The 14,012-nt window shown below is 61.9% G+C and carries 13 protein-coding genes and 1 pseudogene; 13 read left to right on the plus strand and 1 reads right to left on the minus strand.

The window, feature by feature from the left end:
- The first annotated feature begins 31 nt into the window (after positions 1-31).
- Positions 32-916, plus strand: coding sequence for an HlyD family secretion protein (locus ACZYHG_RS21205; protein ID WP_464610230.1), 885 nt, complete (start codon positions 32-34; stop codon positions 914-916).
- A 238-nt stretch (positions 917-1,154) separates the two neighbouring features.
- Here the strand turns inward: ACZYHG_RS21205 and ACZYHG_RS21210 are convergent, their stop codons facing one another.
- A complete protein-coding gene (locus ACZYHG_RS21210; RefSeq protein WP_464614866.1) occupies positions 1,155-1,307 on the minus strand; it encodes a hypothetical protein in 153 nt (50 codons plus the stop codon).
- Between the two features lie 82 nt (positions 1,308-1,389).
- Between ACZYHG_RS21210 and ACZYHG_RS21215 the strand changes: the two genes are divergently transcribed.
- The 12 genes and pseudogenes from ACZYHG_RS21215 to ACZYHG_RS21270 all read left to right on the plus strand — a co-directional run bounded on the left by ACZYHG_RS21215 (position 1,390) and on the right by ACZYHG_RS21270 (position 13,655).
- Positions 1,390-2,898: a cyclic nucleotide-binding domain-containing protein gene (locus ACZYHG_RS21215; protein ID WP_464614758.1), complete on the plus strand. Its 1,509-nt coding sequence runs from the start codon at positions 1,390-1,392 to the stop codon at positions 2,896-2,898.
- A 144-nt stretch (positions 2,899-3,042) separates the two neighbouring features.
- The gene (locus ACZYHG_RS21220) at positions 3,043-3,786 is read left to right on the plus strand and encodes an ATP-binding protein (protein WP_464610231.1); all 744 of its coding nucleotides are present in this window, start codon (positions 3,043-3,045) and stop codon (positions 3,784-3,786) included.
- A gap of 142 nt (positions 3,787-3,928) precedes the next feature.
- Positions 3,929-5,281, plus strand: coding sequence for an NAD(P)/FAD-dependent oxidoreductase (locus ACZYHG_RS21225; RefSeq protein WP_464610232.1), 1,353 nt, complete (start codon positions 3,929-3,931; stop codon positions 5,279-5,281).
- A gap of 90 nt (positions 5,282-5,371) precedes the next feature.
- Positions 5,372-5,497 carry a hypothetical protein gene (locus ACZYHG_RS21230; RefSeq protein WP_464610233.1) on the plus strand — a complete coding sequence of 42 codons (126 nt, stop codon included), beginning with the start codon at positions 5,372-5,374 and terminating at the stop codon, positions 5,495-5,497.
- Positions 5,498-5,704: 207 nt separating this feature from the next.
- Positions 5,705-6,925, plus strand: a complete 1,221-nt coding sequence (locus ACZYHG_RS21235; protein ID WP_464610234.1) for an acyl-CoA dehydrogenase family protein — start codon at positions 5,705-5,707, stop codon at positions 6,923-6,925.
- 67 nt (positions 6,926-6,992) lie between these two features.
- A complete protein-coding gene (locus ACZYHG_RS21240; protein WP_464610235.1) occupies positions 6,993-7,796 on the plus strand; it encodes an enoyl-CoA hydratase-related protein in 804 nt (267 codons plus the stop codon).
- A 40-nt stretch (positions 7,797-7,836) separates the two neighbouring features.
- Positions 7,837-9,063, plus strand: a complete 1,227-nt coding sequence (locus ACZYHG_RS21245) for a CaiB/BaiF CoA transferase family protein (RefSeq protein WP_464610236.1) — start codon at positions 7,837-7,839, stop codon at positions 9,061-9,063.
- Between the two features lie 38 nt (positions 9,064-9,101).
- A complete protein-coding gene (locus ACZYHG_RS21250) occupies positions 9,102-9,836 on the plus strand; it encodes an enoyl-CoA hydratase-related protein (protein WP_464610237.1) in 735 nt (244 codons plus the stop codon).
- 150 nt (positions 9,837-9,986) lie between these two features.
- Positions 9,987-10,931, plus strand: coding sequence for a 3-hydroxyacyl-CoA dehydrogenase (locus ACZYHG_RS21255; protein ID WP_464610238.1), 945 nt, complete (start codon positions 9,987-9,989; stop codon positions 10,929-10,931).
- A gap of 2 nt (positions 10,932-10,933) precedes the next feature.
- Positions 10,934-11,914 (plus strand): 3-hydroxyacyl-CoA dehydrogenase NAD-binding domain-containing protein, encoded by a 981-nt coding sequence (locus tag ACZYHG_RS21260; RefSeq protein WP_464610239.1) that lies wholly within the window; start codon positions 10,934-10,936, stop codon positions 11,912-11,914.
- Positions 11,915-12,012: 98 nt separating this feature from the next.
- Positions 12,013-12,531, plus strand: a pseudogene (locus tag ACZYHG_RS21265) (AMP-binding protein); the annotation flags it as partial.
- Positions 12,532-12,638: 107 nt separating this feature from the next.
- Positions 12,639-13,655, plus strand: a complete 1,017-nt coding sequence (locus ACZYHG_RS21270) for an AMP-binding protein (protein ID WP_464610240.1) — start codon at positions 12,639-12,641, stop codon at positions 13,653-13,655.
- The last annotated feature ends 357 nt before the right edge of the window (positions 13,656-14,012 follow it).

The raw sequence follows: 14,012 nt of genomic DNA on the forward strand, positions 1-14,012 counted from the left end.
TATTTCATGCCAAGCGTTGGCGGAGCAGGAGATGCCCGCGATCGCCGGCATGGTCCGGCAGACCGAGATTCGCATCGCCCCGGACGGTACCGGGCGTCTGGCGTCGGTTGCCGTCAATCCGGGCCAGCATGTCCACAAGGGCGATCTGCTTGCCGTGCTCGACAACCCGGAACTGACGGCATCTGTCGGTGAAGCCAAAGCCGCCGCAGCGAGCGCCAAGGCACAGCGGGATCATGTCTATTCGGGCACGCGAGCGGAAGAGGTGGCAATCGCCAACCAGGCCATCCAGACGTCGCAAGCCAACCTTCTGCTCGCCCAGCAACAGTATGATCGCGCTTCAGAACTTGCCGGCAAGGATTTTGCCAGCAAACAAACCCTCGACACGAGTTCGGCCTCACTTGCGAAGGCCAAGGCCGACCTTGATCTCAAGCAGGCGCAAGCCGCGGCAGCCAGTGCGGGCCCCACCAACGAGGAACGCGCTCTGGCCGATGCCCAGGTGGCATTGGCCGAGGCGACAGTCGCGGATCTGCAGGCAAAGCTGGACAAGACCAGATTGACGGCGCCGGCGGACGGCACAATAGGCATCCGCGTTGCTGAGCCCGGCGAGATCATCGGTCCGGGAAAGCCGGTGATGACATTGGAAGCGGATGGCCAGGCCTGGTTCGCTTTCACACTGCGTGAAGACGATCTGCACGAACTGGCAATCGGCAAGACGGTGGCGCTGACAGCGCAAGGCGGGCGGCAGATCGATGCTCGGGTGACGGAACTGCGTCCATTGGGGGAGTTCGCGACCTGGCGCGCCGCCCGCGCCGTCGGCGACCACGATCTCAATTCCTTTCGTCTGCGCCTCGATCCGGAGGGCAGTGTCGAAGGGCTGGAGACCGGCATGACCGTCTGGCTCGCAGCTCGACCGTAGGACTGAAAGGCCATTGGATGAGCTTGGTCGTGGCCTCGGCAGGACGATCCGCAAAAGGGGGCCATCGACTGTGGACGCCATGGTCGGAAGGGCAATCGTGCGCGACTTTCCCGTAGACGTGGTGGATCGGGACAGATCGGCTGTGTCCCGCAGCTTTGTCGATGCAATCTGTTCGGCACCCGGCCTCAGGACAACCATGCGCTCCTGCGGGCTCTGCGAGGCCGAGGCCGCGGTGCGTTCAGGCAAGGCTGTCGCGTCCGTTTACATTCCTGAAAATCTTGAGCGCGACATCGGGCGCGGACGGTTGCCGCATGTCACCGTCCTCTTCAGCAAGCAGCTTTTCACTGCCCGCAATTCCAACCCAGTTCGAGCGGGCAGTCTCGGCCGCCACCGCCGACCTCGAGGCAGGTCCGCTCGGCAGGGCTTCCACGCCCGGTCCCCTCGTCGTTGAACAATATGTGGCTGCCAATCCCATGGAAAACTATGCAAGCCTGTCCGGCGTCGTCGCCGATCCCATCGTTCAGACCGGCGTGCTTGCCGCGCTGGGCGCGGTCATCACGCGCATTCTGCTCCGCGGCCGCCCGACCTTGCGGCTGATCGGCCAATTGGCCTTCTTCCTGGCGCTTACCGCGCTGCTTTTGTATCACGGGATCATCCCGTATGCGGTCGGTCCAGCTGACCTCTCCGAGGTGCAGCGAGCATTCCTGGGCATGATAAAGGCGATCTGGTGGATCAACGCCGCATGGTCGCTGATCGGCGTGGTCCGGGTCTTTGTCACCCTCGAACAAAAGCCACGCGAGGGGCGGCTGCTGCAGGACCTTGTTGTCGGCATCATCTATGTCGCGGCGGGCCTGTCGATCATCGCCTACGTCTTCAACGCCCCGGTTGGAACGCTGATCGCCACATCCGGCGCGGTGGCCATTGTGCTTGGCCTTGCACTGCAGAGCACTCTGGGCGACGTCTTCTCGGGCATCGCCCTCAATCTCGCCAAGCCGTACGGGATTGGTGACTGGCTTGTGCTGAGCAACGGCATCGAAGGCAAGGTGGTCGAGACTAATTGGCGGGCCACCCATCTCCTGACCGGCGCAAACGACATGGTGGTCGTTCCCAACAGCGACCTGGCAAAAGCAAGGCTTACCAATCTCAGCAGTCCCGAGCGGAGCCACGGCGTGACACTCAACGTGCGGTTCCGGCCGACCACAGCACCGTCGACGATGGTCGACGTCATGCACTCGGTTCTGCTCAGCAGCAATTCGATATTGGCGCAACCGGAGCCGAGTGTGCAAACAGTGTCGCTGGACGGAGGCGCGGTCGAGCTGGAGCTTGCTTTCAGGGTCGCGGACCGGGCGCTCGCCGGCAAGGCAAAGAGCGAAGTCTTAGACCTCATCTTCCGGCATGCAAAGGCGGCGGGTCTCGCCCTTGCGGCGCCCACGGAAACCGCTGGTTCGGCGGAGCCGAACGCGGTCGAGATGCCGTTTGGCTTCCACACAACGCCACGCAGGCTGCTGGACGTGATACCCCTGTTTGCCTCGCTGACGGAAGACGAGAAGGAAGCGCTGGCGTCGACTATGACGCGCCGGAGTTTTCGAAAGGGCGAGACCCTTGCAGAACAGGGAGAGGTATTAAAGTCACTGATGATCGTGCGCAGCGGCGTCGTGGCGGTCTATCGGCGCGAAGGCGCGCGCGAGACGGAACTGGGGCGCCTTGCGCCCGGCGATTTCCTTGGGGAAGGCGGTCTCCTGACAGAAGCCGGCGAGTTGGGCAGCGTCAAGGCTCTGACCTTCGTGGTCGTCTATGCAATCACGCAAGAAGGCTTGGCGCCGCTGATGCAGGATCGCCCGGGAATCGCCGACGACTTGGCTTTGCTGCTGTCGAGGCGCAGCTCGGCGGAACAGCTGCGAATCGGTCGAGGTGACGGAGCGGATGCCGCAGCGAAGATGCCGCCCCTGCGGGCGCGGATCAGGCAGTTGTTCAAACTCTGATCCGGGGAGCCTTTCGACGAAGCGTCACAATCTTGCGAGATGCGTCCAAAGCACGGACGCTTCCTACAAGCCCCCAAGCGCTTCCCCTGCTCAAATGCAACTCACGGAAATCAGATTTTCCGACGCTCTCACTGGAGAGAAGCCATGGCTGACAATCTCGACATGACATCCGGGCGGCGCGTTGCTGACGACAATAGTGCCCTGCCAGCTGTTCCCGATCCGCGCGTCGTGCTTGGCTCCATCGTTCACGATTTTAACGTGTTGCTGACGCCGATCGTATCCATCTTGGAAGAGATGCAAGGTCGTGGGATTGGAACGGCGCTACAACTGAAGAAAATCGACGGAGCGATCTATTGTGCCTTTCGCGCTAAGACGTTGGCGCGGCAACTGCTCGATTTTGCCAGCCCCCGGCCGGTGAATCTTGCCGCAATCGACGTTGGCCGGCTCGTGGAACGGCTCGAGGCACCGCTTGCAAGCCTGCTATCGACGCGCATTCGTCTTGATCTCGACGTCGCCGACGATCTCCCCAAGGCTTTCATTGACCAGCAATTGGTCGACCGGGCACTGCTCAACCTCGTTTTGAATGCCCGTGATGCAATGCCGGAAGGCGGATGCGTGACGATTTCCGTTGCCCAGGACCACTGTTCCACCGACCGCTCGCGAAAAGCCAGCCCAATGATCCGCCTGACGGTCTCTGACACCGGCAGCGGCATGGATGAGACGACGCTGAGAATGGCGGGTGAGCCGCATTTCTCGACCAAGACAAATGGAGCCGGCCTTGGCCTGGCGAGCGTCAGGCAATTGATGGAGCGCCAGGGTGGCGGGTTGTCGATTGCGAGCACGCCGCATCGCGGCACCAGCATCGATCTGTGGCTGCCGATGATGTGACCGCTGCCGACCGAACGTCGCAAGCACGTCCCGCTCGCGGCAGAGCAGTACAAGCGAGATGAACGCAGGGACGCTATCGCATTGCATGGTCGTCAGTATGGCCTGCTGCAGGGACCCCAAGCTAATCATGAGGTGATGAGCGATGTTGGCTGCGACCGTGCCCGCCGAAAACGCCGCAGACGTTGCGCGACCGATGCGGCCGCGGGTCCTCATCCTCGGCGCCGGTTTTGCCGGCGTGGCCGCGGCGCGGGCCCTTAGGAAGACCGATGCGGATGTTGTGCTGATCGATCGCCGCAATCATCACATCTTCCAGCCGCTACTCTACCAGGTGGCGACCGCCGTGCTGGCACCGTCCGAGATCGCCGCGCCGATCCGGCAGTTGGAGGCAAAGCAGGCCAATCTGGATGTGATGCTGGCCGACGTCGTCGGCGTCGATCTGCCCCATCGCACCGTCGATACCCTCTATCCCGGGATCGGTATCCGCAAGGTGCGCTTCGATTTCCTCGTCGTCGCCACGGGCACGCGCCCGAGCTATTTCGGTCATGACGAGTTCGCAGCCTTTGCGCCGGGGATCAAGACTCTTGCCGACGCGGAGGCGATCCGAACCAAGATCCTGAGCGCCTTCGAGATGGCCGAGGCGACCGAGGATGACAATGAGCGCGCGCGCCAGATGAATTTCGTCCTCGTCGGCGCCGGACCGACCGGTGTCGAGCTCGCCGCCTCGATCGCACAAATGGTGAGGGTGACGCTGCGTGGGAATTTCAGGCGGATCGATCCGGCAACCAGCACGATTACCTTGATCGAGGGAGGAGATCGGGTTCTCCCGACCTTCGCGCCGTCGCTGTCAAAGAAGGTCGCCAGACACCTTGCCAAACTCGGCGTCAAGGTCTGGCTCGGCGTCAAGGTCGACAGTGTCGACGCCGAGGGCGTGATCGCGGGAGGCGAAAGAATTCCAAGTGCAACTGTTTTGTGGACGGCAGGCATGGCCGCATCGCCGGTCGTCCACATGCTCGGTGCCAAGGCCGATCGCTCGGGGAGGGCGCTGGTCGAGCCTTCGCTCAATGTGCCGGGTCAACCAGACATATTCGTCGTCGGCGACGCGGCGTCCATACAGCAGCAGAACGGGCAACCCGTGCCCGGCGTTGCGCAGGCGGCGATCCAGCAAGGGCGCTATGTCGGCCGTCTGATCTCCGATAAAATCAAAGGCCGCGAAGCAAAGCGCGCGTTTCGCTACCACGACAAGGGCAACATGGCCGTCGTCGGCAAGAACTACGCCATTCTGGAGTCCGGTCGTCTGAGAATGGCTGGCTTCCTGACCTGGTTCATATGGGCTTTCGTTCACCTCTTGGCGCTCCCCCAATTGCAGAATCGTTGGCGGGTCCAATCGCAGTGGCTGTGGTCCTATCTGACCGGCCAGCGCAGTTCGCGGCTGATATCCGAACCGCCGCAACCCGCAAACGCCGTGGTCGCGAGCAAGCCAACCACGGCGCCGTGATCCGTCTGCAGCCCGACAGCGCAGATCTGTCGAGGTTGCAATGTCGCCGTCGGACGTGACGGCGGCCACTGGCGGCAACTGGTTGAATTCATGGCCAGCGGGCCGGCGCTCCGCGCCAAGCTGCTGACGCTGGTGAGTGTGGATCTTGCTGCCAAACTGCGTGACATGACCATTGCCGTTTCCGGTCTCGCCGTGGAACAGTCGGCGCCTCGATAGAGGCGAGAGGTCTCTTCGCCGTCCGTTTTGGCTCCCCGTTCGCGGGTCGCGATTCATCGCACTCCATATACGAATCCAGATGCGCATGATCGGGCACAGGCGTCCTACCCGCCGCAGAGTTCTCCAAGAAGAAAGCGCTGCCCGAAGCCATAGTCCTGCTCACGCACTTCATTCCGAGAGATCGGACAACCGCGCAGGAGAACGAGGATGGCAGTGGCAACCGCAACGAGGGACGAACGGCAGGCGAAGCCTTTACCAGCGCCGAACAGCGACTTCTACCAGCTGGCCGATCTCCTTGCTCCCGACGAACTGGCGGTTGTCAAAAAGGTGCGGGCCTACATGGAGGCGAAGGTCCAGCCGATCATCAACAAGTACTGGTCCGACGACGAGTTTCCGTTCGAATTGCTGCCTTCGTTCAAGGAACTTGGGCTCGGTGGCCTCGGGTACGAGGGCTATGGCTGCGCCGGCGGCAGCCAGAAACTATTCGGCTTCGTCGCGATGGAACTGGCGCGAGTCGACGCCTCGTTTTGCACCTTCTTCGGTGTGCACAGCGGCCTGGCCATGGGCTCGATCTATCTCGACGGCTCAGAGGAACAAAAGCAGAAGTGGCTGCCGCCGATGGCGCGCTGGGACAAGATCGGCTGTTTCGGCTTGACCGAGCCATTGGTCGGTTCGGGCACGAGCGGCGGGCTGACCACGACGGCCAAGCGTGATGGCGACACCTGGATCCTCAACGGACAGAAGCGCTGGATCGGCAACGCGACATGGTGCGACGTTTCGATCATCTGGGCGCGAGACCTCGCCGACAATCAGGTGAAGGGCTTCATCGTCGAGAATAAGACAACGCCGGGATTCAGCGTCGAGAAAATCGAGCACAAGATCGCGCTCAAGGTCGTTCAGAATGGCGTCATTACGCTCAAGGACGTCCGCGTGTCGGAAGCCAACCGCCTGCAGGGCGGCAACTCGTTTCGCGATACCGCACGGGTGCTTCGGATGACGCGCTACATGGTCGGCTGGGCGTCGACCGGCATCCAGATGGGCGCGTTCGAGGCGACACTGAAGTACACACAGGAGCGCCTGCAGTTCGGCAAGCCGATTGCGTCGTTCCAGATGGTGCAGGATATCCTCGCCAAGATGCTTGCCAATTTGACCGCGTGCCAGTGCCTGATGGTTCGCCTGGCGGAGATGGACGACGAAGGCAAACTGGCCGACCACCACGCCTCGCTGGCCAAGGCGTTCTGCACGGCAAAATCGCGCGAGACGGTTTCGTGGGGCCGCGAGCTGCTCGGAGGCAACGGCATCGTCGCTGATTACAATGTGGCGCGCTTCTTCAACGACGCCGAAGCGCTCTACTCATACGAAGGCACTTATCAGATGCAGAATCTGATCGTCGGTAAAGCCATCACTGGCCTTGGCGCATTCGTGTGAGCAGCGGCGAGCCGGGGTCGCTCCCCCACCCTGGCTCGTCCCCCTTTCCTGAACAGGAGTATCATCCATGGACGTGGAAACGGCGGGCCCGGCGCTCGCAAACGTTCTCTATGAGAAAAAAGGCGCAATCGCCTACGTCACCGTCAATCGCCCGAAGGTGCTCAACGCGCTTAACACGCCGACGTGGTCGGATCTGAAAAAGGCGTTCGAGGATGGCCGCGACGATACAGCGATACGCGGCGTCATTCTGACCGGCGCCGGCGACAAGGCGTTCATCGCGGGCGCCGACATTAGCGAGTTGGCGCAGGTATCGGCGTTCGAGGCCGAGCAGTCCAGCCGCTTTGGGCAAGGCGTGCTCGACCTCATCGAAAATCTCGGCAAGCCGGTTGTCGCAGCCGTCAACGGCTTCGCGCTTGGCGGTGGCTGTGAAACGGCGATGGCGTGCACCATCAGGATCGCAGTGGAAACGGCCAGGTTCGGCCAGCCGGAAGTCGCACTAGGCCTGCTGCCGGGCGGTGGCGGAACGCAGCGGCTGCCGCGACTGGTCGGCAAGGGCCGCGCCCTTCAGCTCATCCTTTCCGGCGAGATGATCACTGCACAGGAGGCGTATCGCATCGGGCTGGTCAACGAGATCGTCCCGGTTGCCGATCTCATCGCACGAGCCGAAGCGATCCTGCACAAGATTGCTGCCAACGCCCCGATAGCCATCAGGTTCGCACTCGAAGCGGCAAACAAGGGGATGGAGACGAGCCAGGGCGAAGGCCAGCTGCTCGAAGCCGCCTATTTCGGGCTGTGCGCTGCAACGGAGGACAAGAAGGAAGGCACGACCGCCTTCCTGGAAAAGCGTGCGCCACAGTTTCGTGGGCGCTGAAGAAACCCGACGCACACGGCAATTCAGAAAGGACAGCTCTATGGCAACCGACAACATTTTCGCCGGACTGAAGGTGGTCGACCTGGCCAGCTTCATCGCGGGGCCGGCCGCCGCGGTCATCCTGTCCGACTTCGGCGCCGACGTGATCAAGGTCGAGCCGCCAACGGGCGACACGTGGCGGATTGGCTACAAGGTTCCGCCGCAGCCGCGGTCAAAAGACAACTATCCATGGCATCTCAACAACCGCAACAAGCGCGGACTGGCGCTCGATCTGAAGTCGCCGCAAGCGCAGGAAGTCCTGCGGCGGCTGGTCGTGTGGGCGGATGTTCTGATCGTCAACACACCGCATCCGGCGCGCGAAAAACTGAAGCTCGGCTATGACGATGTCGCGGCGTGGAATCCGCGCCTGATCTATGCCGACGTCACCGGCTATGGCGACAACGGTCCTGACGCACAGCTCCCGGGCTTCGACCTCACGGCGTACTGGGCGCGAAGTGGCTTGCTGTCGCTGACGCGCGATGCCGGCGCCCCGCCAACATTCCCGGTTACCGGCAGCGGTGATCATGCGACGGCGGTCAGCCTCTATTCGGCAATCGTCACCGCTCTCTATCGGCGCGAACGCACCGGAAAGGGCTCGTACGTCACCACCTCGCTGCTCGCTGCAGGCGTCTGGGCTTCCGGAGTCATGGCACAGGCAGCACTTGCCGAAGCCACGTTCTATCCCTTGCACGATCGCGCCAACCCACCGAACGCGACGTTGAATGTCTATCGGGCAGCTGACGACAAATGGTTCCTGATCGTGCTGACACCGGACAAGTGGGCGGCTCTGGCCAATGCGATTGGCCGTCCGGATCTCCTGACGGATGCCCGTTTCGTGGACCCTGCAAAACAGGCAGCGAATTCGGGGCAACTCACCGTGATCTTGGACCAGACCTTCGCCGCGCAGCCGATGGCGCACTGGATCGAAGTCTTCGAACACGCACATCTCACCTTTGGCGTGGTGCAAGCGCCAAGCGAGGTAATCAAGGATCCGCAGCTCAGGGCGAACGACATTGTCGTGCCGCTCGAGGGCGCCGGCGGCAGCCTCAACCTTACGATAGGCAGCCCGCTGCAGGTGCATGGCGTCGCCAAGGTTCCGGCTCGGCGCGCGCCCGAGCTAGGCGAACACAGCGAAGAGATCCTCAAACAGCTCGGCTTCAGTTCTGCAGAGGTCGACGCTCTGCGCATAGGCGGCACCGTTCCGAAGGCCGCAGGACGTGCGGCATAGAACGAAGTGCTGGAGCTTTTGCCGAGCTCAAGGGAATCTTGGACGAACAGGAATTGAAGATCATGGATGACATAGTGACGGACCGGTCCGAAGGCGTACTTCGCGTTGAACTCAACCGGCCGGAAAAGACGAACGCGATGACTTCGAGCATGTATGCCAAGCTCGCGGATATCTTCAACGATGCTGGCAAGAACGACAGCGTCCGTGTTGTGCTTTGGTATGGCGCGGGAGATGCATTCAGCGCCGGCTACGATATCCAGGACCTCCTGAAAAACCCACCAGGCGCTGGAGAATCTCGTCAAGCTCGGCTCATGAATGCATTGGCTGATTTGGGCAAACCGATCGTTGCGGCCGTGCACGGCGCCGCAGTCGGCAGCGGAACCACCGTGCTGCTGCACTGCGATTTCGACTATGCGGGCGAAAGCACCAGGTTTCAGATGCCTTTCATCAACCTTGCCGTGGTGCCGGAATTTGGCTCGAGCTACGCCGTTCCGGCCGCGATCGGGCATATTCGCGCGGCCGAACTCGTCCTGCTCGGCTCCGCGTTTGATGCAAAGCGCGCCGCGGAGTTGGGATTGGTCACGCAGGTCGTGCTCGATGAGAACCTGCTGCCGGTGGCTAGCGAAACAGCGCGGAAGCTGGCAGCCAAACCAGCCGGTGCGCTGCAAGCGTCCAAGCGACTTCTGAAGCGGTCCTTCCGTGACCAGGTCAAGGCGGCGATGCAGGCCGAGAACGAGGCGTTCAGCGTGCATGTCCGCTCCGATGAGGCATAGGAAGCGCTGACAGCCTTTCTGGAAAAGCGCCCGCCTGACTTCACAAAAACCAGGAAACCCGCGGCGGTCGCATAGAGCCGTTGGCGATGATCGAATGTGAGTGATGCCGCACTTTGGCATCGAGGCCTCAGGCCGCGAAAGGAGAAATCCATGAACGACGCTTCCGCGACGAAATCGAAATCAACATCGGGCAGCAAGGACACGGTAGGCCGACTGTTCGTTCTCGAACTGAGCGGCAACCGTATCCACTCGATGAACCCCGACGGCTCCGACCGGGAGGTAATCGTCACCGATTGCCATCTACCCGATGGCATCGTGGTCGACGTCGGAGCCGGCCATATCTACTGGACGAATATGGGAGTTCCCAACCTCAACGACGGTTCCATCGAGCGCGCCGACCTCGATGGCAGCAACCGTAGGGTCATCGTTCCCCAAGGCATCACGCATACGCCAAAGCAGATCCACCTCGAGAAGCGAAGCGGCAAGCTCTACTGGTGCGACCGCGAGGGTATGCGGGTGATGCGCGCAAATCTCAATGGTACTAATGTAGAGACGCTGGTTCGGACGGGCGAGGGCGAAGACGACAGCCGCGACGCCACCAAATGGTGCGTCGGCATCACGGTAGATCCCGTGCGTGGACAAATCTACTGGACGCAGAAGGGACCGGACAATGCCGGCGTCGGCTGTATCTTCCGGGCGGGCATAGATCTGCCTAGGGGCGAGGCCGCCGCTGGTCGAACGGACATAGAAGTTTTGTTCGACGACCTGCCCGAGCCGATCGATCTCGAACTCGACCTCGAAAGCCGCTTTCTCTACTGGACGGATCGCGGAAATCCGCCGGCCGGAAATACGGTCAATCGCAGCTCAATCGATGCGCCGACCAGAAATGGATATGGACCCGAACTCGTCGTGAGCGATCTGATGGAAGGCATCGGCATTGCTCTCGACGCTGCCAACGATCGGATGTTCGTCACCGATCTCGGCGGCTCGGTCTACACCGCAAAGCTTGATGGCTCCGAAAAGCGCCCGCTTCTTTTCGCCCAAGGCAATCTGTCTGGCGTCGCTTACGCCGAAATCCCCTCTAAGGAGAAATGACTATGGCTGGCAGCAAGCAGATCTCTCAGGTCGCCATTATCGGTACGGGTGTCATCGGCGCGAGCTGGGCGGCACAATTCCTGGCAAAGGGCCTCGATGTCGTGGCGACCGACATCGCCCCCAATGCGGAAGCGTCTTTGCGGCGCTTCGTCGACGCGGCCTGGCCGGCGCTCGACAGGCTGGGGCTTGCCCCCGGGGCCTCGCCGATGCGGCTGACCTTTAGTGCGGACATGGCGGAGGCCGTCAAGGGCGCCGACCTCGTCCAGGAGAACGGACCGGAGCGGATCGACTTCAAGAAGAAGCTGTACGGCCAGCTCGACGAACTGCTGCCGCCCGACGTGATCATCGCTTCGAGCTCATCGGGCCTGACAATGAGCGAGATCCAGTCTGGTTGCCCGAACCACCCCGAACGCTGCGTCATCGCGCATCCGTTCAATCCGCCTCATCTGGTGCCATTGGTCGAGATCGTCGGCGGTGCCAAGACATCCGAGGAGACGATCCGGCGTGCCTCGGAATTCTATACTGGCCTCGGCAAGAAGACGGTCCGCCTGCACAAGGAGGTGCCCGGGCATGTCGCCAATCGCCTGCAGGCTGCCCTTGCGCGCGAGGTGTACTATCTGGTTGGCGAAGGCGTCGTCAGTGTCGCCGACGCTGACACCGCTGTCTCCTGGGGACCGGGGCTGCGGTGGGGCATCATGGGTCAGGTCCTGCTCAATCATCTCGGCGGCGGACAGGGCGGCATGGAACATTTCCTGCAGCAATTCACCGGTCCGATGTCGGCCTGGTGGAAGGTGCTGGGTTCGCCGGAACTGACGCCGGAGCTGCAGAAGAAGCTGATCGATGGCGTTCACGCCGAGGTCGGCTCGCGGTCGATCGACGACCTTGCCGCGGAGCGCGACGAGGTCCTGCTTGGCCTTCTGGAATTGCGAAACAAGGCGGATGCGGAAGCGGCGCGGTCGAGAAAGGCCAATCGCGTCGCCTAGAACCGAGGCGGGGCATGTGAGGCCCGCCATCATCAAGCCATTTGGCCGGCGTCCTCGCCATCGAGCGCTGACGCGCGACATATCCCGAGGACGCCGCCATGGCCGAGAGACCCGTATACGCCGCATATCAGTATCCACTGCTCATCAAACAGCTGTGGCATACGCCGCTCCTGCAGTCGCCCGATCAGGAGATCGTCTATCGCGACAGGGCGCGTTTCACCTATCGCCAGTTGCGCGAGCGCATCGGGCGGCTGGCATACAGCCTCGACAGGCTTGGTGTGCGCGCCGGCGACACCGTCGGCGTGCTCGACTGGGACAGCAACCGGTTCCTGGAGGCCTATTTTGCTGTTCCCATGATGGGCGCGGTACTGCAGACGGTGAACGTGCGTCTGTCACCGGAACAGATCGCCTACACGATCGATCACGCGGGTTCATCGGTGCTTCTCGTTAATGACGACTTCGTGCCGGTTCTCGAAAGCATCAAGCAGCAACTGCCCAAAGTGAAGACGCTGGTCCTGATGTCGGATCGGGCGGTGCCTGAGACAGGCAACCTATCCTTCGTCGGCGACTATGAGGAACTGCTACGAGCCGCTTCGCCCGACTATGCTTTTCCGGACTTCGACGAGAACAGGATTGCCACCACCTTTTATACGACGGGGACAACGGGTGCGCCGAAAGTGTCTATTTCAGCCATCGCCAGTTGGTGCTGCATTCACTTGCCGAAATGGCCTTCCTGGGCAGCGCTGCGAAACAAGGCCGGTTCTGCCGCGACGACGTCTACATGCCGATCACCCCGATGTTTCATGTCCACGCCTGGGGGTTTCCGTGGACGGCGACGCTGTCCGGCGTCAAGCAGGTCTATCCCGGACACTACGATCCCGCCGTACTTCTCAGACTGATCAAGACCGAAGGCGTAACCTTCACGCACGGCGTGCCAACGATCCTGCAAATGCTGCTCGGCGCGGCCACGGCGGCCGGCACCGATCTCGCCGGTCTGAAGATGGTGATCGGCGGATCCGAACTGCCGAAGGGCCTTGCCAGACAGGCGCTGGCGCTGGGCGTCGACGTCTATGCAGGCTACGGCATGTCTGAGAGTGCACCACTGCTTTGTCTGGCGCAGGTGAAATCCGCGGATCTCACAGGCGATCTTGAGAAGGAGACCGATATCCGCACCAAGGCCGGCATAGCCGCGCCGCTGGTCGACATCCGGTTGCTCGACAGGGATCGCAGCGAACTGCCGCATGACGGAAAAACGCCGGGCGAAATCGTCGTGCGCGCGCCGTGGCTCACGCAGGGCTATGTCGACAATGCCGAAGCGTCAGAGCAATTGTGGGCTGGCGGCTACATGCACACCGGCGACATCGGCGTCATAGAGCCCGGCGGATACGTCCGCATCGTCGACCGGATCAAGGACGTCATAAAGACCGGTGGCGAATGGGTTTCATCGCTTCAGCTCGAAGATCTCATCTCGCGATGCGAGGGTGTATCGGAAGCCGCTGTCATCGGCATCAGAGACGACAAATGGGGCGAGCGGCCGCTGGCGCTCGTCATCCGGGATGCCCTCACGGGCGAAGATCTCAGCGACACGCAGATCAAAGCGCATCTGAAAGCCTTCGCGGACGCCGGCGTGATGTCGAAATTCGGAATCCCGGACAAGATCCTGTTTGTCGACGTGCTCCCCAGGACCAGCGTCGGCAAGTTCGACAAGAAGAAGCTCAGAGAGACATACGGCGAAGGCTAGCTCACAATCGTGCCCATGGACGCCGCAGCACAGATCGCGCCGCATGGCACCGCAATCCGGGGTAGGCGAGGGCTGTGTTTGGACCGCCTTGCGCGTGCGACAGAGTACGCAGAAACAGCCAAATCGCAGCATGCCGATCCAAAAGACAGGCAAAGGTCGTACTTGCCAAGCTTCTGGCTAATATACCGACAGCGAACAGGCCGTTTTCCTGGCCGTCTTTCAGCCTAGGATGAGAAGCCAGCAGCAGATGAACCGGCTCGCTGCCATCGGACAAGCCCTCATCACAAGCGTACATGGATTGGCAACGCGAACTCGCCAGCGCTGATCTCATTCGCATGATTTTGCCAATATCAGCCT

It is taken from the genome of Mesorhizobium subarcticum (genome assembly GCF_055456085.1).